The organism is Bacteroides luti, from assembly GCF_900128905.1.
Classification (GTDB): Bacteria; Bacteroidota; Bacteroidia; order Bacteroidales; family Bacteroidaceae; genus Bacteroides; species Bacteroides luti.
The window spans coordinates 96,806-117,376 of sequence record NZ_FQTV01000008.1; the positions used below are offsets into that span (position 1 = coordinate 96,806).

At 33.8% G+C, this 20,571-nt stretch carries 19 protein-coding genes; 13 read left to right on the forward strand and 6 right to left on the reverse strand.

Annotated features, from left to right (window positions below; all coding sequences use genetic code 11):
* The first annotated feature begins 87 nt into the window (after positions 1–87).
* From BUC21_RS08855 to BUC21_RS08895, 9 genes are all read left to right on the forward strand, one after another.
* Complete coding sequence (locus tag BUC21_RS08855; RefSeq protein WP_073401355.1) at positions 88–2,400, forward strand: LruC domain-containing protein; 2,313 nt, start codon at positions 88–90, stop codon at positions 2,398–2,400.
* 83 nt (positions 2,401–2,483) lie between these two features.
* Positions 2,484–2,852, forward strand: coding sequence for a response regulator (locus BUC21_RS08860; RefSeq protein ID WP_073401357.1), 369 nt, complete (start codon positions 2,484–2,486; stop codon positions 2,850–2,852).
* Positions 2,853–4,004, forward strand: coding sequence for a sugar transferase (locus BUC21_RS08865; RefSeq protein WP_073401360.1), 1,152 nt, complete (start codon positions 2,853–2,855; stop codon positions 4,002–4,004).
* A gap of 22 nt (positions 4,005–4,026) precedes the next feature.
* Positions 4,027–4,764, forward strand: coding sequence for a TolC family protein (locus tag BUC21_RS08870; RefSeq protein WP_073401362.1), 738 nt, complete (start codon positions 4,027–4,029; stop codon positions 4,762–4,764).
* Positions 4,765–4,774: 10 nt separating this feature from the next.
* Positions 4,775–6,931 carry a GumC family protein gene (locus BUC21_RS08875; protein WP_073401364.1) on the forward strand — a complete coding sequence of 719 codons (2,157 nt, stop codon included), beginning with the start codon at positions 4,775–4,777 and terminating at the stop codon, positions 6,929–6,931.
* A 7-nt stretch (positions 6,932–6,938) separates the two neighbouring features.
* Positions 6,939–8,399, forward strand: coding sequence for an O-antigen ligase family protein (locus tag BUC21_RS08880; RefSeq protein WP_073401367.1), 1,461 nt, complete (start codon positions 6,939–6,941; stop codon positions 8,397–8,399).
* Positions 8,380–9,279 (forward strand): glycosyltransferase family 2 protein, encoded by a 900-nt coding sequence (locus BUC21_RS08885; RefSeq protein ID WP_175550511.1) that lies wholly within the window; start codon positions 8,380–8,382, stop codon positions 9,277–9,279. Before BUC21_RS08880 ends, BUC21_RS08885 begins: the two co-directional genes overlap by 20 nt.
* Before the next feature lie 3 nt (positions 9,280–9,282).
* Positions 9,283–10,452, forward strand: coding sequence for a glycosyltransferase family 2 protein (locus tag BUC21_RS08890; protein ID WP_073401372.1), 1,170 nt, complete (start codon positions 9,283–9,285; stop codon positions 10,450–10,452).
* A gap of 11 nt (positions 10,453–10,463) precedes the next feature.
* Positions 10,464–11,102 carry an acyltransferase gene (locus BUC21_RS08895; protein WP_073401374.1) on the forward strand — a complete coding sequence of 213 codons (639 nt, stop codon included), beginning with the start codon at positions 10,464–10,466 and terminating at the stop codon, positions 11,100–11,102.
* On the opposite strand, the gene BUC21_RS08900 is transcribed toward BUC21_RS08895, so the two are convergent.
* From BUC21_RS08900 to BUC21_RS08915, 4 genes are all read right to left on the reverse strand, one after another.
* Positions 11,097–12,089, reverse strand: coding sequence for an acyltransferase family protein (locus BUC21_RS08900; RefSeq protein ID WP_073401377.1), 993 nt, complete (start codon positions 12,087–12,089; stop codon positions 11,097–11,099). The genes BUC21_RS08895 and BUC21_RS08900 overlap by 6 nt on opposite strands.
* A gap of 197 nt (positions 12,090–12,286) precedes the next feature.
* Positions 12,287–12,739, reverse strand: a complete 453-nt coding sequence (locus tag BUC21_RS08905) for an N-acetylmuramoyl-L-alanine amidase (protein ID WP_073401379.1) — start codon at positions 12,737–12,739, stop codon at positions 12,287–12,289.
* 19 nt (positions 12,740–12,758) lie between these two features.
* Positions 12,759–13,028 carry a hypothetical protein gene (locus BUC21_RS08910; RefSeq protein ID WP_073401381.1) on the reverse strand — a complete coding sequence of 90 codons (270 nt, stop codon included), beginning with the start codon at positions 13,026–13,028 and terminating at the stop codon, positions 12,759–12,761.
* Positions 13,029–13,055: 27 nt separating this feature from the next.
* Complete coding sequence (locus tag BUC21_RS08915) at positions 13,056–13,493, reverse strand: HU family DNA-binding protein (protein WP_073401383.1); 438 nt, start codon at positions 13,491–13,493, stop codon at positions 13,056–13,058.
* Between the two features lie 258 nt (positions 13,494–13,751).
* Here BUC21_RS08915 and BUC21_RS08920 point away from each other — a divergent pair, with 258 nt between their 5' ends.
* Positions 13,752–13,973 carry a DUF4248 domain-containing protein gene (locus BUC21_RS08920; RefSeq protein WP_073401385.1) on the forward strand — a complete coding sequence of 74 codons (222 nt, stop codon included), beginning with the start codon at positions 13,752–13,754 and terminating at the stop codon, positions 13,971–13,973.
* Between the two features lie 243 nt (positions 13,974–14,216).
* Here the strand turns inward: BUC21_RS08920 and BUC21_RS08925 are convergent, their stop codons facing one another.
* Together BUC21_RS08925 and BUC21_RS08930 are read right to left on the reverse strand one after the other, a co-directional pair.
* Positions 14,217–16,328 carry a BT4734/BF3469 family protein gene (locus BUC21_RS08925; protein WP_073401387.1) on the reverse strand — a complete coding sequence of 704 codons (2,112 nt, stop codon included), beginning with the start codon at positions 16,326–16,328 and terminating at the stop codon, positions 14,217–14,219.
* Between the two features lie 344 nt (positions 16,329–16,672).
* Positions 16,673–16,864: a hypothetical protein gene (locus BUC21_RS08930; RefSeq protein ID WP_175550507.1), complete on the reverse strand. Its 192-nt coding sequence runs from the start codon at positions 16,862–16,864 to the stop codon at positions 16,673–16,675.
* A 131-nt stretch (positions 16,865–16,995) separates the two neighbouring features.
* Between BUC21_RS08930 and BUC21_RS08935 the strand changes: the two genes are divergently transcribed.
* The 3 genes from BUC21_RS08935 (at position 16,996) to BUC21_RS16770 (ending at position 20,552) form a co-directional block, all read left to right on the forward strand.
* On the forward strand, positions 16,996–17,931 hold the full coding sequence (locus tag BUC21_RS08935) for a glycosyltransferase (RefSeq protein ID WP_175550508.1): 936 nt from the start codon (positions 16,996–16,998) through the stop codon (positions 17,929–17,931).
* A gap of 1 nt (position 17,932) precedes the next feature.
* Complete coding sequence (locus BUC21_RS08940) at positions 17,933–19,474, forward strand: polysaccharide biosynthesis protein (RefSeq protein WP_073401393.1); 1,542 nt, start codon at positions 17,933–17,935, stop codon at positions 19,472–19,474.
* A gap of 61 nt (positions 19,475–19,535) precedes the next feature.
* Positions 19,536–20,552 (forward strand): acyltransferase family protein, encoded by a 1,017-nt coding sequence (locus BUC21_RS16770; RefSeq protein ID WP_175550509.1) that lies wholly within the window; start codon positions 19,536–19,538, stop codon positions 20,550–20,552.
* Positions 20,553–20,571 lie beyond the last annotated feature (19 nt).

Below are 20,571 nucleotides of genomic sequence, written 5' to 3' on the forward strand. Positions count from 1 at the left end.
ATTTAATAATTGTATAATCAAACAAAAATTATATTTTTGTAACAACAGTAGTTTTATAATATAGCTACAATATGATAATTCCAGCTTATGAGAATAAACACAAATAAAATAGCAACATTTCTACTCTTATTTATTCCAATAATCATTTTATTTGGATGTAAAGAAGATTACTACGATCCTTATTACAAGGCTCCCTCTCCTTTTACCGGGGTTCCTGACGATTTCGATTGGTCAACTATCAGTTCTATAAAGCTAACCGTAAACGTTAATGATGAATATAATGGCCAATATTACTATGTGGTTGAAGTTTTCAATGATAACCCTGTTTTCAATCCTGATGCAACTTTATTAGCAAAAGGTGTTGCAAAACAAGCTGAAGCATATACCTCTGAAATTAATTTTCCACAAGCGCTACAAACAATTTATATTCGCCAGACTGCTCCTAACGGACTGCAAGTAGTACAAGAAAGAACAATCGATGCTACAGATTTATCCGTAAACTTTGCAGGCAAATCATCTGGTTCAGCGAATACCAAGGTCTTCAGTCCACGCGCTGCTGCTCCCACTTATAGTGGTGATCGAACTAACGCCAATGTTATCGATCTGAAATCAACTTCCCAAACATTAACATCCGGAAAATCGTACGTTATCACAGGTGGCACTTATTCAGGTAATATAGTTTTCTGGGGCGGCCAGACAACGACTCTTTTTGTTGAAGGTGAATGGAACGTTCCGGTAAATCAGGAAGCTTTTCAAGACGGAATGGAAATTGTTGTTTTAAACGGAGGTAAAATAACATTCAGTAATAGTAGTCAAACTATTTATGGATACAACAATGTAAACTTATTCATTATGGATGGAGGAGCCTTTAATCCTGAAAAGAAAAGTATTAATATAAATTTCACGAATACAGGAGGTAACATATATAACGCCGGATCTTTTTATCTCAATGTAATGCAACTAAACGGTGGTAGGTTTTATAATAACAGTTCTACTGTCAATATTGCACAGTTTACACAAACCGGAACCATTGAAAATCACGGAGTACTAACAATGGGATCAATTGACGCTTCCAATGGATTAGTTATTGATAATTATTGCAATATGTCCGTAACCGGAGGTATTACGACTTCAGGCGGTACCTTTATCTTGCACAACAGCACTATTCTGTCATGTGTAAACTTTGATCCTAAAGGCACAGAGATAAATATGGAGGCTTATTCACTCTTTGATGTAACAGGCACGGCTACCTTTAACTCCTGGTCAAGCCAAATCAATGGTCCCGGAAGTTATAATTATGGAACTTATTATTCATCAGACTATGCATTAACCCGCATAAAAAGAATTGTCTGCAACGGAAATAAGAACGTGTCATTTGCCGGGAATATTGAGCTTGAATGTTCATCTTATAAAACAAATGGTAATGGTATCTACCTTTATTCACCGGCACATGTCGTTAGTTACGGAAAACCTTCAGTCTTAATTCCCGCAAGTGAATGCACCGGTTCGGGAAGTTACCCACAAGGAACTACTCCTACCGATCCAACTTTTCCGATAGAAGTACCAACAAACAGTATATATACTTATGCCATAGAAGACCTTTGGCCTGCATACGGAGATTATGATATGAACGACCTTGTCTTAGAAAGCCAAACATCTTACACTTTAAACAGATTATCATCAACCACAAGCGTATCAAGTCTAACTATCACTGCAAAGGTTATGGCTGTAGGCGCATTTAAAAAGCTGGGGGCAGCCTTTCAGCTAGACCAGATTCCGGCAAGCAATGTAACCAGTATTTCTGTAGAATCAGATTCACCAAACAACAGATTAAACGGGACTGTATTTACGGTTGGTTCCACCGGAGTTGAAACTGGTCAAAACAAAGCTGTTATACCTCTTTTTGATGAAGCTCATCATTTTTTAAACAACAGCGCTACTGAAAGATATTTTACACTTAACACAGAAAAAGGAGATTACATAACACCCAAACAAGTAAGAATAACAATCAACTTCAAAAGCGGCACTGTTAGTTCATCTGATATAGCTGTTAAATATCTGAATTTCTTTGTTGTAACAGATGGTAAAACCGAAAATAGAAAGGAAGTTCATCTGGTAGGATACAACCCTACAGACAAGGCTATTACAAGTTATTTCGGTGGAGGGCCCAACAATATTCCTTCCAATAATGACCTGTCATTAAATGGAGTTTATTACAGGGGAACTGATAATTTAATATGGGGGCTAATGATTCCGGGAACATTTAGTTATCCTTCAGAATATAGTAGTATACTGAAAGCATATCCAAAATTTAAGTCATGGGCTACATCGGGTGGCACTACCAGTCAAGACTGGTATAGCAGTTCTAATGCTGATCAAACATATATTTACACAAAATAATTAAGAAAAAATGAGTGATAAAATCTTTATTTTAAATAACTTTGTATTTTAAACAGGACAGCTCTTTCAAAAATAAAAACACGATGAAGAAAAAGATATTATTAATTGATGACAAAGAGTCTATTGCAAAAGTTGTTTCCATCTATTTGTCCGGGGAATTCGATCTTATTTACTTTGAACATCCGGTCAAAGCCATTGCATGGTTACAAGAAGGAAACATCCCCGATCTTATTATTTCAGACATCAGAATGCCCGAAATGCGTGGAGACGAATTTTTACATTACATCAAGGCAAATGCTTTATTCAGCTCAATTCCGGTAATTATGCTTTCAAGCGAAGAGAGCACTTCAGAAAGAATCAGATTATTGGAAGAGGGTGCGGACGATTATATTTTGAAACCATTTAACCCAATGGAATTAAAAATCCGTATCAAAAAAATAATTAAAGAATAGATGCAGCAACTCGTTTTTATAGGAACACAAACGCAAACTATCGCACATTTCAGCCAACTATCCGAAGGCAAAATAGTGATCACGGCAAATTGTATCGAAGCATCCAAATGGCTGTCTCAATATAATAATGAAAAGCCTGTGGTCATTCTTTTTGAAAAAGGACGTTTCAAAAAAGATCTAGCAGATATTTCTTACATTCACAACAAGTTTTATCATACCTATATTGTTCTTATCACAGATTCTTTAACTAAAGAAGAAAGTTACAGGTATTTAAAAAGCGGTATTTGCAATACCCTGTCTCCTAATGAAACCAAAGAGAATTTTGAGCATACACTAAACTTCATTTTTACCAGGCAACATCAGTTCCGGAATGCCCTTCGGAATCAGAGTTCAATCAAACATTTCCACATGCCTGTAATGAAACGACTTTTCGACATTGCATTTTCAAGTCTGGCAATACTATGCCTATCACCGCTTCTTATCCTAACAACTATTGCTATTCGCTTAGAAAGTAAAGGTCCTGTAGTTTATAAATCAAAACGAGTTGGAAGCAACTACCGGATATTCGATTTTCTGAAATTCCGTTCCATGTACACCAACGCAGATAAACGTCTGAAAGAGTTTAATAACTTGAATCAATATAATGGTGAACAGGAAGTTGCTTATGAAGAAGAAGTAATCCAAGCAAATGAATCAAATGATATGGATGAAATCATTCTGGTATCTGATGATTATGTAATTCCGGAACAGGAATATATTGCACAGAAAAGTGTTGAAAAGAAAAATTCATTCTTAAAATTCGAAAACGACCCCCGAATAACCAGAGTAGGGCGTTTTATCCGCAAATACAGCATTGACGAACTTCCGCAATTAATCAATATATTAAAAGGAGACATGTCCATTGTAGGTAATCGGCCTCTCCCACTCTATGAAGCAGAGCTATTAACCAGCGACGAATATATAGACCGTTTTATGGCTCCGGCAGGACTCACAGGATTATGGCAGGTAGAGAAACGAGGCGACTCTGGAAAAATGTCAGCAGAAGAGAGAAAGCAATTAGATATTCAATATGCTAAAAACTATTCTTTTGCTATGGATATGAAAATTATTTTAAAAACAGCGACAGCGTTTGTTCAAAAGGAAAACGTATAACTTTGATTAAAAAGTATATAATATGATAAGAAAAATAGTTTCACTTCTTGTTTTTAGCATATTTTTTCTTGTGCCAATTCAGGCTCAGGAAAGTATAGCAAATATGGTTCCGGAAGATTACGTAAATTTTAAGTTACCTCCTTTGGATTCGTTGTTTGAAAATGCAAAAAAAAATCCACTGATTCAGATCCATGACACAAAAAAAGAAGAAGAACTAGGGTTACTTAGTAAAGAAAAGAAAAGTTGGCTAAAGTATTTTTCTGTGGGAACATCATATCATTATGGGATTCAGGCATATACATCAGGATATTCAGATTCTGCTACCCCGCTTTATTATCAATACAATAATAATGCATCAAGTTATTATAATGTAGGTGGGTCTATATCTATTCCATTGGATGACTTGTTTGATCGTAAAAGAAGAATAAAGAATCAAAAGCTGCTTATTAAAGAAAGTGAATACATGAAAGAACAGAAATTTGATGAACTGAAACAACAAATTATTGATCTTTACACTACTGTTTTATCAAACCTCTCTATACTGAAACTAAAATCCGAATATATGGCATTTGCCAAAGCACAGTATCAGGTAGCCGAAAATGAATTTATAAATGGGAAAGTAGATGCAAGTTCATTAAGTGGAAGAAAAAGAATACAAATAGAGGCAGCAAGTGAATATGAATCTATAAGAGCAATACTTAACAACTCACTTTTAAAACTTGAAATGCTTTCCAGAACTTCAATTATCAATAAGAAATAAATTTAAATCTATGGAATATTTACTTTATCTATCCAGATTTATATATCGCCTAAGATGGTGGTTAATAACAGTACCTGTAATTCTAACGTTATTAACAATATATTCCACCAAACATTTAGGAAGAACATATGATGCTACTACAACAGTCTATACTGGAATAATTTCAGGATATACAGTTGAGACGACTACCGGAGCTGGTATAAATCTTACACAACAAAGCACTACTTTAGATAATATTTTAACACTTATCACATCACAAAGTACATTAAAAAAAGTCTCACTACGACTTTATGCTCAAAACATGATCTATGGAGACCCCAATCATGACAATACTCATATTCAATCAAGTACTTACAAAGCATTATTTAGTATTACTCCTAAAGAAGTACTTAAACTAATAGATAAAAAAGACGAAAAAAAAACGATTGCGAATCTAGAGGCTTATTCGAAACCCGATCCTAAGAATTTCATTTATGGCCTATTTTACTGGAATCACCCGGATTATTGTTATTCAGCACTATCTAACAAAATAAAAGTAAACAGAATTGCAGGTAGTGATATGATTGAAATTGGTTATTCAAATGGAGATCCGGGAATAGCTTACAACACTCTGAAAATTTTAAATGACGAATTTATTGATCAGTATCAACAATTAAGATTTGGCGAGACAAACAATGTAATCAAATTTTTTGAAGAAGAATTAGCACGATTAAAAAAGAAATTGGAAACATCTGAAGATTCTCTGACAGCTTATAGTCTAAGTAAACGAATCATCAATTACGGAGAACAGACTAAACAAGTTGCAGGACAAAACACCGCTTACGAAGAAAAATGCGAAGGTTTTTTACTAGAATATAACACTGCTAAAACATTAATAAATGAATTAGAAAAAAGGATGGACAGTCACACTAAATCTCTACGTAATAATAGTGAGTTTATTAGCAGAATGCAAAGAATTACAGATTTAACATCAAAAATAACTGATATCGAAACTTTTAATAATGAAAGTTCTTTAGAAGATCAAAATCTAAGTTCATATAAAAAACAACTAAAAAAAGCAGAAAACGATTTTAGTAAGTTTGCAGAAAAATATAGTGATCAAAAATATACAAAAGAAAAGATAGCACCAGAAGAAATTTTACAACAGTGGTTTGAACAAATGCTAAATTTGGAAAAAGCAGATGCAAAGTTAAAATTAATGGAATCCAGAAAAGGACTCATTGATGATAAATATATTTTCTTTTCCCCCATTGGCAATACGCTAAAACGTATGGATCGTGATATTGGCTTTACGGAGAGCAACTACATGTCCATGCTTAACAGTTTAAATGCTGCACGCTTACGACAAAAAAACCTACAAATGACCTCAGCAACATTACGAGTTATAAATCCACCAGTATACCCTTTGGCAGCAGAAGCAACTAATAGAAAATCGATCGTAATGGCTATTTTTTTTGGTAGTATTATTGCAATTTTAGGATTCTCATTAATCATAGAAATACTTGATAGAACACTCAGGGATAAGATTCGATCGGAAAGACTTACGTCAAGCAAAGTTATCGGAGCTTTTCCGAGTAATAGTATAATCAGACTAAGAAATTTTAGTAAAGTCAGAAATAAAATAGCAACCCAGTTTATCTGTAATACACTTTTAGGATATCTACCCAATGATGGAAAAAGAATAATTAATCTAATAAGTACAGAAAGTAGAGATGGTAAGTCTTTTATAGGAAATCAAATGGAAGAATATTGGACGTCTATAGGGTTAAATGTAAAACATGTATCTTGGAATAAAGATTTCTCAAAAGATTCCAGAGATTTTTTACTTGCAGAATCTGTGAATGATTTATGTAAATCAATAGATGATACAGATATTCTTATAGTAGAATATCCACCATTAAAAGAATGTTTAACTCCGGAAAGATTAATTAATGAAGCTGCACTTAATCTAGTTATAGCAAAAGCCAATAAAACATGGAAACTAACTGATCAGATCTTACTAAATGAACTAAAAAGATTAGCAAAGCCTACTTCTCCTATTTTAGTTTACTTAAATAATGCAGAGAAAGATGTTGTTGAAAATTTCACAGGTCTTCTTCCTCCATACAATAGATTCAGAAAATTTATATATAAATTGTCGCAATTAGGATTAACAGCCTCAGAATAAAAATAAAATGCGAGAACTGCTCGAAAATATAGCAAAATTTATCATGTCAAAAATCTTTGTATACATGGGCTTATTGGCATTTATTGTTCTATTTTACAAAACAACAATACAAAGGGGGTGTGATTTTGGCTATATAGTAGTTGCTTCTCCATTCATTGCAATCGCCCTATATTTCTTATTAAAAAATCCGATATGGAGTTTTATGATTCTTTTCATAAATAACTATGCAATAATGGGGATAACTAGATACTATTCACTACCTGTACCTATAAGTGTGTTAATGGATTCTATCATGTTATTTACATTTTTAGGCATAATTTTGAAAAATAATTTTATAAAAATCAATTGGGAAAGAGCTCTTAATCCTTTAACATACTTAATTTTTATTTGGTTAATTTTTTGTTTAATGGAATTATTAAACCCCAAATTACCATCTTTCGCTGACTGGTACACAAAGGTCCGTAGCATAGTTTTTTACCCAATTATTATAATAATATTAACATCCATATCATTAAATAAATATAAACATATTAACATTATTTTATTTCTGTGGTCCATTTTAACAATATTTGCAGCCTTCAAAGGATACTGGCAAAAGAACCATGGATTTGACTCTACTGAATTATATTGGTTATACGTGGGAGGAGGGGCAAAGACTCATCTAATAAATACAGGTATCAGATATTTTTCTTTTTTTTCTGATGCCGGAAATTATGGTTCAAATATGGGTTTTTCGCTTGTGGTATTTTCTATAGCCGCTTTTTATATAAAAAGCAAATGGCTTAAAATTTATTTCTTGATTGTTGCCCTAGCTGGAGGATATGGCATGATCATTTCAGGAACTCGTGGGGCATTAGCTGTACCATTTGCAGGATATACTTTTTTTGTATTAATATCAAAAAATATAAAGCTAGCATTATCCTCTATTTTATTACTTACTACTGCTTTTTGTTTTCTCAATTTTACCACAATTGGAAATAACAATAGTTTAATCAGAAGAATGCGTTCTGCTTTTGACACAAACGATTCATCCTTAAATATAAGATTAGAAAACCAGAAGATACTTAAAAAATACTTAATTGATCTTCCGTTTGGAGCTGGAATAGGATTTGGTAATGTTCATGACCCCAAAAGCCCCGACTATAGATTTTCAGTTACTCCAAGAGATTCATGGTTTGTTAATATTTGGGTTCAAACAGGAATAATAGGATTATCCTTATACATTATGCTTCTATTTATGGGAATAATATTGGGTGGATATATTATTCTTTTTAAAATAAAAAACAAAGAATTAGGAGGAATATTGGCTGCTTTACTTGCAGGAGTAGTTGGTATGACAGCTTCCGCTTATGGGAACGAAATATTAGGACAATATCCGACTTGTTATCTCTATTTTATATGCTTTGCAATAGTTTTCATGGGTAAATATTACGATAAAGAATTAGAAGATCATGAAAAACTTGCCTGAATTATCCATTATAACCATCAACTACAATGGAATGAAAGATACGGGTGAACTAATTAAATCACTCCAAGAACATGTATCTTTTCCTTATGAAATAATTGTAGTCGATAATGCATCAAAAATCAATGAAGCAGTACTTTTGCAAGAGAAATATCCATATATTATAAGTATAAGAAGTGAGAGGAATTTAGGCTTTTCAGGCGGAAATAACTTAGGAATAAGCAAAGCAAAAGGAAAGTATATTTTTTTATTGAATAACGATACGTTTATTGAAGAGAATACTTTTCATTATTTAATTAAAAGACTGGAAAGTGCCCCACAAATTGGAGCAGTTTCACCAAAGATTAAATTTGCTATTCCTTCACGCAACATTCAGTTTGCCGGTTACATTCCATTGAGCCCAATTACTTTGCGAAATGATCTTATCGGATTTAAAGAAGTAGACAATGGACAGTTTGACACTCCTATTCGTACTCCTTATTGTCATGGTGCAGCTATGATGGTAAAAAAAGAAGTGCTAGAAAAAGTAGGATATATGCCCGAAATTTATTTTCTTTACTATGAAGAGCTGGATTGGAGCACCCAAATAGAAAAAGCGGGATATGAATTGTGGTATGAACCTCATTGCACTGTTTATCACAAGGAAAGTCAAAGTACTGGTCAGCAAAGTTATCTGCGTACTTTTTATCTCACCCGCAACCGGCTATTGTACGCTTGGCGTAACAGATACGGAATCACTCGATGGGTATCCATTTTGTACCAGCTGGTGGTTGCTGCTCCAAAGAATACGCTGTCTTTTCTTCTGAAAGGCAGAACAGATTTAGCAAAAGCTATATTCAAAGGGATATTCGCATTTTTTAAGTTAGAACACAAAGTTGTTTAACGGATGGATGGACTAATAATTTTAGACATTATAGACTCTATACTCTTTTTTCTCATGGCACTCTCCGTGGGATATCTTCTTATATTTGCGGCAGCAAGTATATCGAAGAGGAACTACTCCTATCCTATAGCTAAAAAGAAATACCGTTTTGTTGTTCTATTTCCGGCTTATAAAGAAGATAAAGTTATAGAACAGGCTGTACGTTCTTTCTTGCAACAAAAATATCCAAGAGAGAACTATGATATTGTTGTGATCTCCGACAAGATGGAAGATATGACTAATCAACAACTTGAGCTATTACCTATCGATTTACTGATTGTTGACTTCGAAAATAGTTCGAAAGCAAAAGCACTGAACTTTGCAATGGATATGTTAGTAGATCGTGAGTATGACATGATTGTAATTCTAGATGCTGATAACACTGTTCAGCCTGATTTCCTACAGCAATTAGGCAATGCGTATGAATGTGGCGCAAACGTTATTCAGGCACATCGTATGGCAAAGAATCTGAATACAAGTACTGCCATACTGGATGCAGTGAGTGAAGAGATTAATAATTCAATATTTAGAATAGGTCATGTAAAATTGGGACTTTCATCCGCTTTAATTGGTTCTGGAATGGCTTTTGAATATAAGTGGTTTAAAGAGAATATTAAAAAAGTTTCATCTGCTGGTGAAGATAAAGAGTTGGAAATGCTATTATTAAAACAAAGAATCTATATTGATTATATGGACGATTTACCTGTTTATGATGAGAAAACACAAAAAGAAAATGCATTCAACAATCAGCGTCGCAGATGGTTATCTGCCCAGTTTGCTTCTTTATGGCAAGGTTTACCGGACCTGCCTGATGCTATCTTTACTAAAAACATCGATTATTGTGATAAGATAGCTCAATGGATCATGCTTCCCCGAGTATTGTTAATTGGATTTATCGGATTATTATCTATTATAACCACTTTAATAAATTGGGAATGGTCCATAAAATGGTGGATATTGCTACTTTTACTTTTTCTAGCTTTATGCATGGCTATTCCAGATTATCTTGTGAATAAACAGCTAAAAAAAGCTATTTGGACGGTTCCTTTACTTGCTATCAATATGTTTTTCAATTTATTCAGAATGAAAGGAGTCAATAAAAAGTTTATTCACACAGAACACGGTGAACATTAATACAATAAAAAATGGATTTTCAACAATTAAAAACCAGATTAAAGCAACACAAAAAGTTAAAATGTTTATTGCTTAATTTTATTATGCACCCAGTAAAAACACGTCCCCAGTGGTGGATACGACTGTTTCAGTTTGTCTATTTGAAAAAAGGGAAAGGGTCTGTGATATATCGTAGTGTACGAAAAGACCTTGTTCCGTTTAATAGATTTATATTGGGTAACCATTCTGTTGTTGAAGATTTTTCTTGTTTAAATAATGCTGTTGGAGATTTGATTATTGGCAACAATTCACGAATTGGATTAGGAAATACAATTATTGGTCCAGTTCAAATTGGTAATAATGTAAATATAGCCCAAAACGTAACAATATCCGGGCTTAATCACAACTTTCAGGATGTTAATAAAACAATCGCTTCACAAGGCGTATCGACCTCTCAGGTAATTATTGAAGATAATGTTTGGGTAGGTGCAAACTCCGTTATTCTGTCCGGTGTACAAATAGGAAAACATAGTATTGTTGCTGCAGGTAGCATTGTAACACTTTCTATTCCTACTTTATGCGTTGTTGCAGGAAACCCTGCAAAAATTATAAAACAATATAATTTTGACAAAAAAGAATGGATTAGAATAAAAAAAAGTAAGTACTCATAAGAGTTTTGTTGCAAATAATGAAACTAGTTTATGAATTCCAAATGCTAATAAAACAGAGACTAAGGATAAAAAAAGAAAAATTAGAATTAAAGGAAAAGAGTTAGATATCAAATGTTTTAACGTAGTTGCATATTTAAAAATAACATGTTCATGAATTAAATACAATTCTAAACTTATGCCACCTAAAAAGCTCAGCACTCTATTTAAGAGGTTATTTGACTCAATTAAGAATGTAAGTAAATATAAGAAACCAGGAATTATTAGAACAAACAGAGTCCAGTTTAATGTACTACTATTAAACTGATTATATGTTAGTAAAACCTTTAAAAAAAACCAAAGAATAAAACCCATTATTGCAACAAACACAGATATATAAATACTTTTTCTCTTATCAAGGAAAGATAATTTATAATAGTTATAGTATGCAAATAGCACCCCAAGTAAAAATACAGGAACCCTACATAAAAAATACATCATATTTATATTATAACCATTATTCAAAGCATACAATAAAGATAATATAATAAAAATAACAATAAATGCAACTGTTACTTTTAGCGGAGATAGAAAAAAGAATTTATAATATAACGGAAAAAAAAGATAAAGGATTATTATAGAAGGAACAAACCAATCGAAATAATTCAGAAAAGAAGGGAACCAAAAACCAATGGTCGATATTTGAATTAAAATATCTGCTATATTAGTATTTCCTCTAATTATATTAGCTAAAAAAACAATTACAAAGTACGAAGGAATTATTCTTATAAATCTTTTCTTATAAAAAGATAGAGTACAATTATCCTTTGTAAAAGAATAAAACAGACCTAGAGCTGACAAAAAAAGAAAACCATCGACTCCTCCAAATCCCCACCCTGCAAATATTTGAGTAAAATGAGAATTATAATGTAATCTGGTATGAAATATCATAATCATAATTATCATTACCCCCATAAGCGCAGCTCTGTTATCTAATATTTTTTTTATCATATATCTACGTAATTTATAAAATTAAGACAAATATAAGAAACTAAAATAATTTGAAGCAAATTTTTTATCGATAATAAATACATAATAACCAATTCCATATTTTCAAATGGGAATTAATTAATAAACAAAACCTCCCACCAACAAGCAAAACAGCTTATCAGCGGGAGATCAATTTAACACCTACATCCCCAATCTAATCAAAAATTTTTAGATAAAAGCTCCTTAACATCAAATCCGGGACAAAATTTCACCCACTCAGAAGAATCAACAACCCCGTTGCCATTGCGGTCGGGACTAAGATCCCGGTGACCTGTTACCCTGCAGCCGGGGAAGTCTTTCAGCAGGGTGAGAACCAGAACCCGAAGGGAGTGCTTTTGCTCGGGAGTTCGGGTGTCTGCGGGAGTACCGTTCTTATCAAGTCCACCTTCGTAGCAGATGCCAATGCTATGGGCATTATAGCCCAGGACGTGCGCGCCTTGTTCTTGAAGCGGACGCATGGATTTGATGGCTCCGTCTTTACGAACGTAGAAATGATAACCGGCAGAGCGAAAACCTCTTGCCCTGTGGGCAGTGTCCACGTCCCGCTCCGTAAAGGTTTTATCCTCACAGGTAGCGGAACAGTGAATCACAATCAGATTAATTTTTCTCATCTTTTCTTATGCCCGCTTTCTATTGCCGTTCCTTGCAACTTGGCACCGCGCACTGAGTTTTCAGTGATTCGCTAAGCTGAGCATTCAGGGTGATAATCTCCTGGTACATCTGGCGCACTTTCTCCGAGAGTTCAAAATAGTCGGTTTCGAACCGGTTGATCTGCTCCATCAGATAGTCGAACTGGCCCTTTACCAGTTCGGTGAATTCCTGCATCTCCTTAGCGTCTTTCTTCCTGAGGAAGGGAAGCACCAGGGTGAATACTTTCAATAACTCGTTGATTACTTTCATTTGCTGTTGTGCTTAACTTATTAGTGACTATCCGGCTACTGTCCCAACTTCGTTACCGCCATTGGTTACTTTTACAGGGAGTTTAGCCACCTGACTATATTCAAGGGTTTTCAGCATATTGGTAAGCAGTTTCCCGGGACGGAAAGTAATTCTGGCTCCCTTGATAAAACCTACGTTGAATTCTTTCTGGGTATCTGCTCCCCGACTGCGAAGACCAACCTGGAAGCTTCCAAACTCTCCAAAGCGAACTACTTCTCCTTTGCGGAGACTTTGCTGAATGGTTATTAATGCTCCCGATATTGAGGCGGAGATATCTGCTTTGGTTGCCGTACAACGGTTGGAAATATCTTCGCACATTGAGTCAAAATCCATCTCACCGCTACCTTGTGCCTGGGCATAGAACTTTTTAGGATCTGAACTTCTTCTTGGATTTCCTCTCTCTACTACTGAATACTTTACGCTCATGTTTTTTGTTTTTAATGGTTTAATAACTTTATCAGGGGGGCCCTTCCCTTTCGACTTTACAAAGATACAACACCCCAAAGTGGACGAGTGCGGAATGTTGCACAGCTAGTATTAGGGTGTATAAAGTGGTATAAACCTGTCTGTTTCTGCATTACTTTGCATTCTAACAAAAACGTTATTTTATTTTGTCATAATTTGCTTTTATGAAGTATTTTTAGTACCTTTAAAAGGTTAATAAAGAAAGAATAAACATTAATTATGGAAGAAAAATTTAAACCTAAGAGCTATTCAAAAACAGAATTATCGAGAAAATACAATCCACATCTGTGCGACCGTTCGGCTCAACGTACATTGATGAAGTGGATTGAGCACAACAAAGAATTAAGCGAGCAGCTAATCTGCACTGGATTCAGCAAAATGGACCGTTTATTTACACCCCGACAAGTACAACTGATTGTCTCCTTCCTGGGAGAACCGTAAAAACAACTTTCAAAAAAATATCCAGTCATTTTTGTGAAAGAGACTTGAGACTTTACCCAAAGTTTCAAGTCTCTTTTTTTAATATGACTTAAGAAAAAAAGAAAATAGTGATAGGAGTGATAGCAAATATCGCTATTTTAAACACTCTATAGAGGGGGCAGTGGCATCCTATAGAGTGCCCCTACCCCCTTATAATAAAGTTCAAAATATGTATTTTCCCTATCACTCCTATCACTAAATTAATTAAAACGGAAGCTCCGGTTCTGCTATTAAAGACTCATTTTCAGCAATTTGAGGCTGACTTTCTATTGTTTTACTATTTCGCTCAACTTCATTCAAATCGAGCTCATAAATGGTATAAACGTCCCCTTTATTATGTCTTTTCGACTCAAATCCATGCTTATTCAGCACTTTTCCAAGAAGATTTACCCCCGAAGGAGTAATTTTCAAGCCTGTTTTCTCCGAAATTCGCTTTGAAATTTCACTTGCCAACAGTGAACGACAGCTTTCTCCGGGTAATGGTTTACGAAAATAGACAAATAAAAATTCCTCTTCGGGAGAACGAGACCGAAACTTATCGTTGTGAATGTCCAGTTCTTCAATCTCCTCAATGTTGAACCAAAAGCGAAAGCCGGAGTCAATTAAGTGCTTAATCTGTGCATACAGTTGCAAATAATCAATAGTAAACGCATCATTAAGAGTATTCACCAAAAAAGTGATAAAACGACGCGACCCTGTGGGGTCATTCAATACTTTCCGGTTATTGCTGGAAGCTAACAAAGACGCATGGCGAGTGTAGGTCTCCTCGTTACGCCCGTAAGCTTTGCGCTCGTCTATACTGATTTGCGTGATGATTTTCTTCAGCTTTGCCATGTCTCGTGGTTTGAGAGCCTCGAGCTCATCAATATTGACCAGGGCACGGTGAGAGAGTTTCAACAACAAATCTTTTTCTTGCTCCATAATAGATGCAGTGGCATAGTAAACCTGCAACTCGGGTGGAAGAAGTTTCACCGTCCAGCGGGTTTTACCCCTACCCTGATTTCCACAGAACACCGGCACCACGTGATTCACCGTGTTTTTATCCAACAAGGAAGCCGCCATGGCCACCAACCATTTACGGAAGCAAAAAAGCCAGTATGCATCATCATCCGTTTTAACCGTTGTAGACAGCTGAGCAATGTAATCATGTCCATCCCATTTGGGAAGTTTCTGAAAATAAGCTATAAAAGGATTAAAAGAGGGATACAGATCGGACATTAAGAGACTACGAACATCGTTCATTTTACATTTAATGCCCGATTTGTTTACCGCCCTCCACACAGAGTTTTCGGTTCTGTCCGTGAGATTCTCGAAGTCATTTCTCGAATCTTTTTTACGAATCTCCATCCTCGTACTCACCACGTTATAGCGAAGCTCGTAATTTTCAGTCAGAAAATTTTCCACGTCATCAAAAATACCCTGCGTGTTCCGGGTATTCTTTGCTACAGCATGCTCGGAAGCATGAGTATAAGCACTGCGGATAGTAGAAAGCAACTCTTCTGTTTCCATATCAACATACTTTGCCAGACAGAAACGCTCCGTATCTTCCTTGGGCAACCCTCTCCTATTGCAATTATTAGCCAACAGATTTATATACACATTGCGGTTTCCTTCTTTGTAAGTCTGTTTTTTCGTGGTATAACGCACACACTTGCTAAAAATGGCTTCTGCACTCACTTCTTCAGCACACTCACTTTTCACATCTTTGTTTAGGAGAATCTCTTTATCACCCTTAACTTCGGCTATAAAAACAGCTGCCTTTTCGTTAAGAAAAAGAAGCGGATCATAGCTCACGTAACAAAGTCTGCCCACATCTTTACCCGACACATCAATAGTAGCCAAAGTTAAAGCCTTATAATAGCGCATCACCCTATTATACGCCTCACGGTGAAATTTCTTTATTTCTTCTATATCGACAGGCAATAAGCCATCTTCACGAGCAACAGGAACCAGCACCTTCAACCCTAGTCCTCCCGGACTTACAAAGCAAGCATACGTATGTTTGTCCGCTTCAATCACAGCTCGCAGGCGAACCACCTCTTCGGGCGAAAGATCGTCGAGATCAAGAACCACCATTCCACAGTATTTTGTAAGATTTGCATCTCTTCGACCACCGATATACAGTGCGCAAATAGTGACAGCGGTAAGCAACTTCTTCAGCTTCTGGGCCTCTTCTTCATTTCCTTCCCTGATTAACGAACGAATCTTTTCAACTTCATCCCTAAAACGACCATTCTTCACATCGCGCAAAAACTCCCGCAAATCCTTATTCCCCAGTGGTTTGTTAAAACCAGAAAAAACTGTAATGTTCTTCATTTATTATTCATTAAAATTAGAGATACAAAGTTCTACATTTACTAGAAAATTATTTATAACTATTTGTCTGTATTTTTGAAGTAAATTATCCACCTGTAACTAATTCATTACCAGTTATGTAAAACTTTATATCTTCAATTAATTCCTAAAATATAAATTATTCGTTCAAAAGCAGAAGCTAGTAATCCTCGTTTAGGTGCTCTTTTTTCATATACTGGCACACTGTACTTTCCGAAAGATATTGATCTTTTCCTCCTTTTGAAGAGCGGAAGCGAATAAATTGGCTAAGAATATGTGCTGTAAGTACGCGATTAACGCCACCATTTGTCAGTAACCAACCATCTTCAATCCATTGTTCTAGTGCATGAAAAAAAAAGATGTGGAGAAACTGTCCACTCAAGCGGAATCGATTTCTTGTTCCGCCCTAACTTTTTTGATAACTCTTTTTGCTTTGTCAGCTTTTTATGCAGTTCTTTTGTATGAAAATCAATTTCGTTCTGTACTTCCTGCATTTCTTTCTCTAAATCTTCTTTCATGACTGTTGTTTTAAGTTGTTTATTCATATTCTTTCTGTTTCTTAAAAAAATGCGCAAAAATAGTTCCTTTTTATTAAAGGATTATGCTATATTTGTTTTATAGTTTAAGAAAGTTACCAACAGGCCGACTTATGACAAAACCCAAAGTAAGTGTTATTATGCCCGTTTTCAACACGGAACAATATGTAAATGAAGCTCTTATGAGCATTATTAACCAAACATTAAAAGAAATTGAAATTATAGTAATTAATGACGGGTCTACTGATGGAAGTTTAGAAGTTATAAGTAGAATTGCAGAAAATGATAATAGAGTACAGATATACAGTCAAGAAAATCAAGGTCAGTCCGTTGCCCGAAACTTAGGTATTAGCATAGCTAAAGGTGAATACATTTACTTTATGGACAGTGATGACTTGCTCGACTTAGATGCATTGGAATGTTGCTATAACAAATGTGAAGCAGAAAGTCTGGATTTTGTTTTTTTTGATGCAGATATTATTTGTGAGAACAAAGAAATATCTTTTTCAATTGACTATCACCGTACTGAGATTGAAGAAAAAGTGTATTATGGGGCTGAGTTATTAAATGAATTAATAAACAAATACCTTTATAGAGTTGCACCATGGATGAACTTTATCCGACTCAGCTACCTTCACAAAATCAGGCTCAATTTCTATCCTGGAATAATTCACGAAGATGAGCTTTTCTCTGCCATTCTGTATATTGAAGCAGAAAGAGTTGGACGAATTAACAAAAACTACTTTAAGCGGAGAGTCAGAGGGAATTCTACAATGACAAAACAATTTTCATGGAAGAATATTGAAGGTTATTTTACCGTAATTGAACAACTTAGAGAGTATATTGAAAGAAAAACAGAATATGAAAAAGCAATAATATGCAGATATATAAAAATAATGCTAAATGTGATTATAAGAAACGCATATGTACTTTCTGCAAAAGAACGATATCTAATTTTTTTGCATTGCATAAAGTTTAGATATATAAGACATCTGCGAATAAAAACGATTTTTATATTATTATTCAAATCACACAATACTACTATATAAAATGTCTGATTCACGACTACATAAGAGCCTTCTAAATGCAAAAATTGGATTATTTTTTTATTTTCTAACTTTAATCTTCTCTTTCTTTTCCCGAAAAATATTTTTGGATTGTTTAGGAGCCGACTTTATTGGGCTCACAGGTACACTACAGAATATTCTCGGAATTCTAAATCTTGCAGAACTAGGAATCGGAACATGTATTAGCTTTTTTTTATTTAAGCCAATACAAGAAAGAAATAAGGATAAAATAATGGAAATAATGTCTATTTTTGGTTACTTATACCGAAAAATAGGCATAATTATTGGCATAGGTGGAGTTATCGCTAGTATTTCTTTCCCATTTATTTTTAGAAATACCATATTCAACATGGGTATTATCTATTTTACATTTGCATCTTATCTAGGCTCTTCTTTAATAGGATACTTTATTAATTACAGAGAAATATTACTTAGCGCCGATCAAAAAAACTATGTAGTATCAGCTTACTTTCAAACAGCTGGCATAATTAAAACCATTGTACAAATAGCATTGGCATATACTTATAAAAATTTATATCTATGGGTCGCTATCGAATTTCTATTTGGAATAATAGCATGTGTTATCTTAAACTGGAAAATTGATAAAGAATACCCTTGGCTAAAAACCAATAAAAATGAAGGGAAAATATTATTAAAAAAACATCCTGAAATACTAATTAATACCAAACAGGTTTTTGTACATCAAATTAAAGATTTCCTACTGAGTAAGAGCGATGAAATAATGATTTTCGCTTTTGTATCACTAAAAATGGTAGCTTTCTATGGCAATTACGCCATGATAATAAATAAATTGATTACTATGATAAATACAACACTTGATGGTGTTAATGCCGGAGTTGGGAATTTAGTGGCAGAAGGGAATAAAAAAAACACAATAAAAGTATTCTGGGAGTTAATGTCTATTCGTTATTTTATCGCGGGAACTGTAGTTTTCTCACTTTTCCAATTAATGGATCCCTTCGTAACATTGTGGCTAGGGGAAAAATATCAATTAGATCATATAATTTTAATTCTTTTGCTAGTAAATTTATTTATAATGCAAACTCGTGGAGCTGTTGATATTTTCAATCACGCTCACGGTTTATATGCCGATACCTGGTCTGCATGGGCTGAAGGTATTATAAATATAACTGTTACAGTAGCAGCAGCAACTCAGTGGGGAATTTGGGGAATCTTGCTTGGAAAAATCATTAGTATTTGCTTTATAATTGTATTGTGGAAACCTTATTATCTATTCACTAAGGGATTAAAAGTTCCAGTAAAAGTCTATTGGGCTGGAACTATTAGATATTATATAACATTTATAACATCATTTACAGTTATGACCATTGCTGCTAAATTCCTTCCTTTTCATCCAAAAGAAAGTATTCAGCAGTTTTTACTATATGGTGCCTGCACAGTTATTCCATTTACTTTATTCTATTTTATAATACTTTTAGTCTCAACACCAGGAATGATGGATGCTATAAAAAGAGTCCCTATATTTTATAAAATATTTAAATAATAAATATATGTGCAGTAATATGCAAAGAATAAACTTCATAGATTTCATAAAAGGAATTTGTATGATCTTAGTAATATGGGGACATTGCATTGAATATTGTGATCCAATATCTTATCAAAATAATAATTACTATTCTAACCCTCTATTCGAAATAATATATAGTTTTCATATGCCATTATTTATGTTATTAAGTGGATATTTCTTTGCTAATAATTTCTCAAGATCTTTCTATTCAATTTTAAGAAGACGATTTATCCAATTAGTCATTCCATGCCTTACATGGGGAATTATTGGGCTTTTTTTTATATATATCAACTCCTTTTTATCTGACGATACACTCCCATCGATAAAATATGTTCCATATGCATATATAAATATTATTAAAAATTTTTGGTTTATATGGGCTATTTTTTTGAGTCTAATTTTTTCATTCATTAGCTGCAAATTAATAAAAAATAAAATTTGGGCTTTCTGTTTATCTTTTCTTATCTTACTATTGCTCCCAGATAATTCCATCTTTACATCCTTATTTAAATATATGTATCCATTTTATTGGTTAGGATATCTATTAAATAACCAAAAATATTTATTTCTAAAAAGAAGAAAATATATAATATTAACCACTTTTCCTCTTTTTATTATTTTATTTCTCTTTTGGGAAATAAAATACTATATATATATCACAGGTATGGCTTTTTACAAACTATCTCTGCCTAATTTAACGCTCTACCCAATAAAGTTTAATGAGCAAATAAAAATTGTTTTTTTTAGATATTTTATTGGCGCAACGGGTAGTTTATCAATATTTTATATTTTAAAGCATCTTGATAATATTAACAATAGGCTATTTTATTTAATTCAAAATATTGGAAAAAGAACATTAGGCATTTATATAATTCAAAGTATACTTTTGGAATACAAGTTAATCGCATTCAATTTTAATAGTAATAATATAATACTATATAATTTTGTTAGTACCTTAATAACAGCATTAATTTTAATTATATTTGCAACCGGTTTGATAATAATAATGGAAAAAAATAAATCCTTAAATTTTCTTCTATTAGGTAATAGATAACCTAAATAATTACGAAACT

Bases quoted from the DNA above. Each gene is read 5' to 3' on its own strand.
- BUC21_RS08855 (WP_073401355.1), top strand. From the start codon at position 88: ATGAGAATAAACACAAATAAAATAGCAACATTTCTACTCTTATTTATT.
- BUC21_RS08860 (WP_073401357.1), top strand. From the start codon at position 2,484: ATGAAGAAAAAGATATTATTAATTGATGACAAAGAGTCTATTGCAAAA.
- BUC21_RS08865 (WP_073401360.1), top strand. From the start codon at position 2,853: ATGCAGCAACTCGTTTTTATAGGAACACAAACGCAAACTATCGCACAT.
- BUC21_RS08870 (WP_073401362.1), top strand. From the start codon at position 4,027: ATGATAAGAAAAATAGTTTCACTTCTTGTTTTTAGCATATTTTTTCTT.
- BUC21_RS08875 (WP_073401364.1), top strand. From the start codon at position 4,775: ATGGAATATTTACTTTATCTATCCAGATTTATATATCGCCTAAGATGG.
- BUC21_RS08880 (WP_073401367.1), top strand. From the start codon at position 6,939: ATGCGAGAACTGCTCGAAAATATAGCAAAATTTATCATGTCAAAAATC.
- BUC21_RS08890 (WP_073401372.1), top strand. From the start codon at position 9,283: ATGGATGGACTAATAATTTTAGACATTATAGACTCTATACTCTTTTTT.
- BUC21_RS08895 (WP_073401374.1), top strand. From the start codon at position 10,464: ATGGATTTTCAACAATTAAAAACCAGATTAAAGCAACACAAAAAGTTA.
- BUC21_RS08900 (WP_073401377.1), bottom strand. From the start codon at position 12,089: ATGATAAAAAAAATATTAGATAACAGAGCTGCGCTTATGGGGGTAATG.
- BUC21_RS08905 (WP_073401379.1), bottom strand. From the start codon at position 12,739: ATGAGAAAAATTAATCTGATTGTGATTCACTGTTCCGCTACCTGTGAG.
- BUC21_RS08910 (WP_073401381.1), bottom strand. From the start codon at position 13,028: ATGAAAGTAATCAACGAGTTATTGAAAGTATTCACCCTGGTGCTTCCC.
- BUC21_RS08915 (WP_073401383.1), bottom strand. From the start codon at position 13,493: ATGAGCGTAAAGTATTCAGTAGTAGAGAGAGGAAATCCAAGAAGAAGT.
- BUC21_RS08920 (WP_073401385.1), top strand. From the start codon at position 13,752: ATGGAAGAAAAATTTAAACCTAAGAGCTATTCAAAAACAGAATTATCG.
- BUC21_RS08925 (WP_073401387.1), bottom strand. From the start codon at position 16,328: ATGAAGAACATTACAGTTTTTTCTGGTTTTAACAAACCACTGGGGAAT.
- BUC21_RS08930 (WP_175550507.1), bottom strand. From the start codon at position 16,864: ATGAAAGAAGATTTAGAGAAAGAAATGCAGGAAGTACAGAACGAAATT.
- BUC21_RS08935 (WP_175550508.1), top strand. From the start codon at position 16,996: ATGACAAAACCCAAAGTAAGTGTTATTATGCCCGTTTTCAACACGGAA.
- BUC21_RS08940 (WP_073401393.1), top strand. From the start codon at position 17,933: ATGTCTGATTCACGACTACATAAGAGCCTTCTAAATGCAAAAATTGGA.
- BUC21_RS16770 (WP_175550509.1), top strand. From the start codon at position 19,536: ATGATCTTAGTAATATGGGGACATTGCATTGAATATTGTGATCCAATA.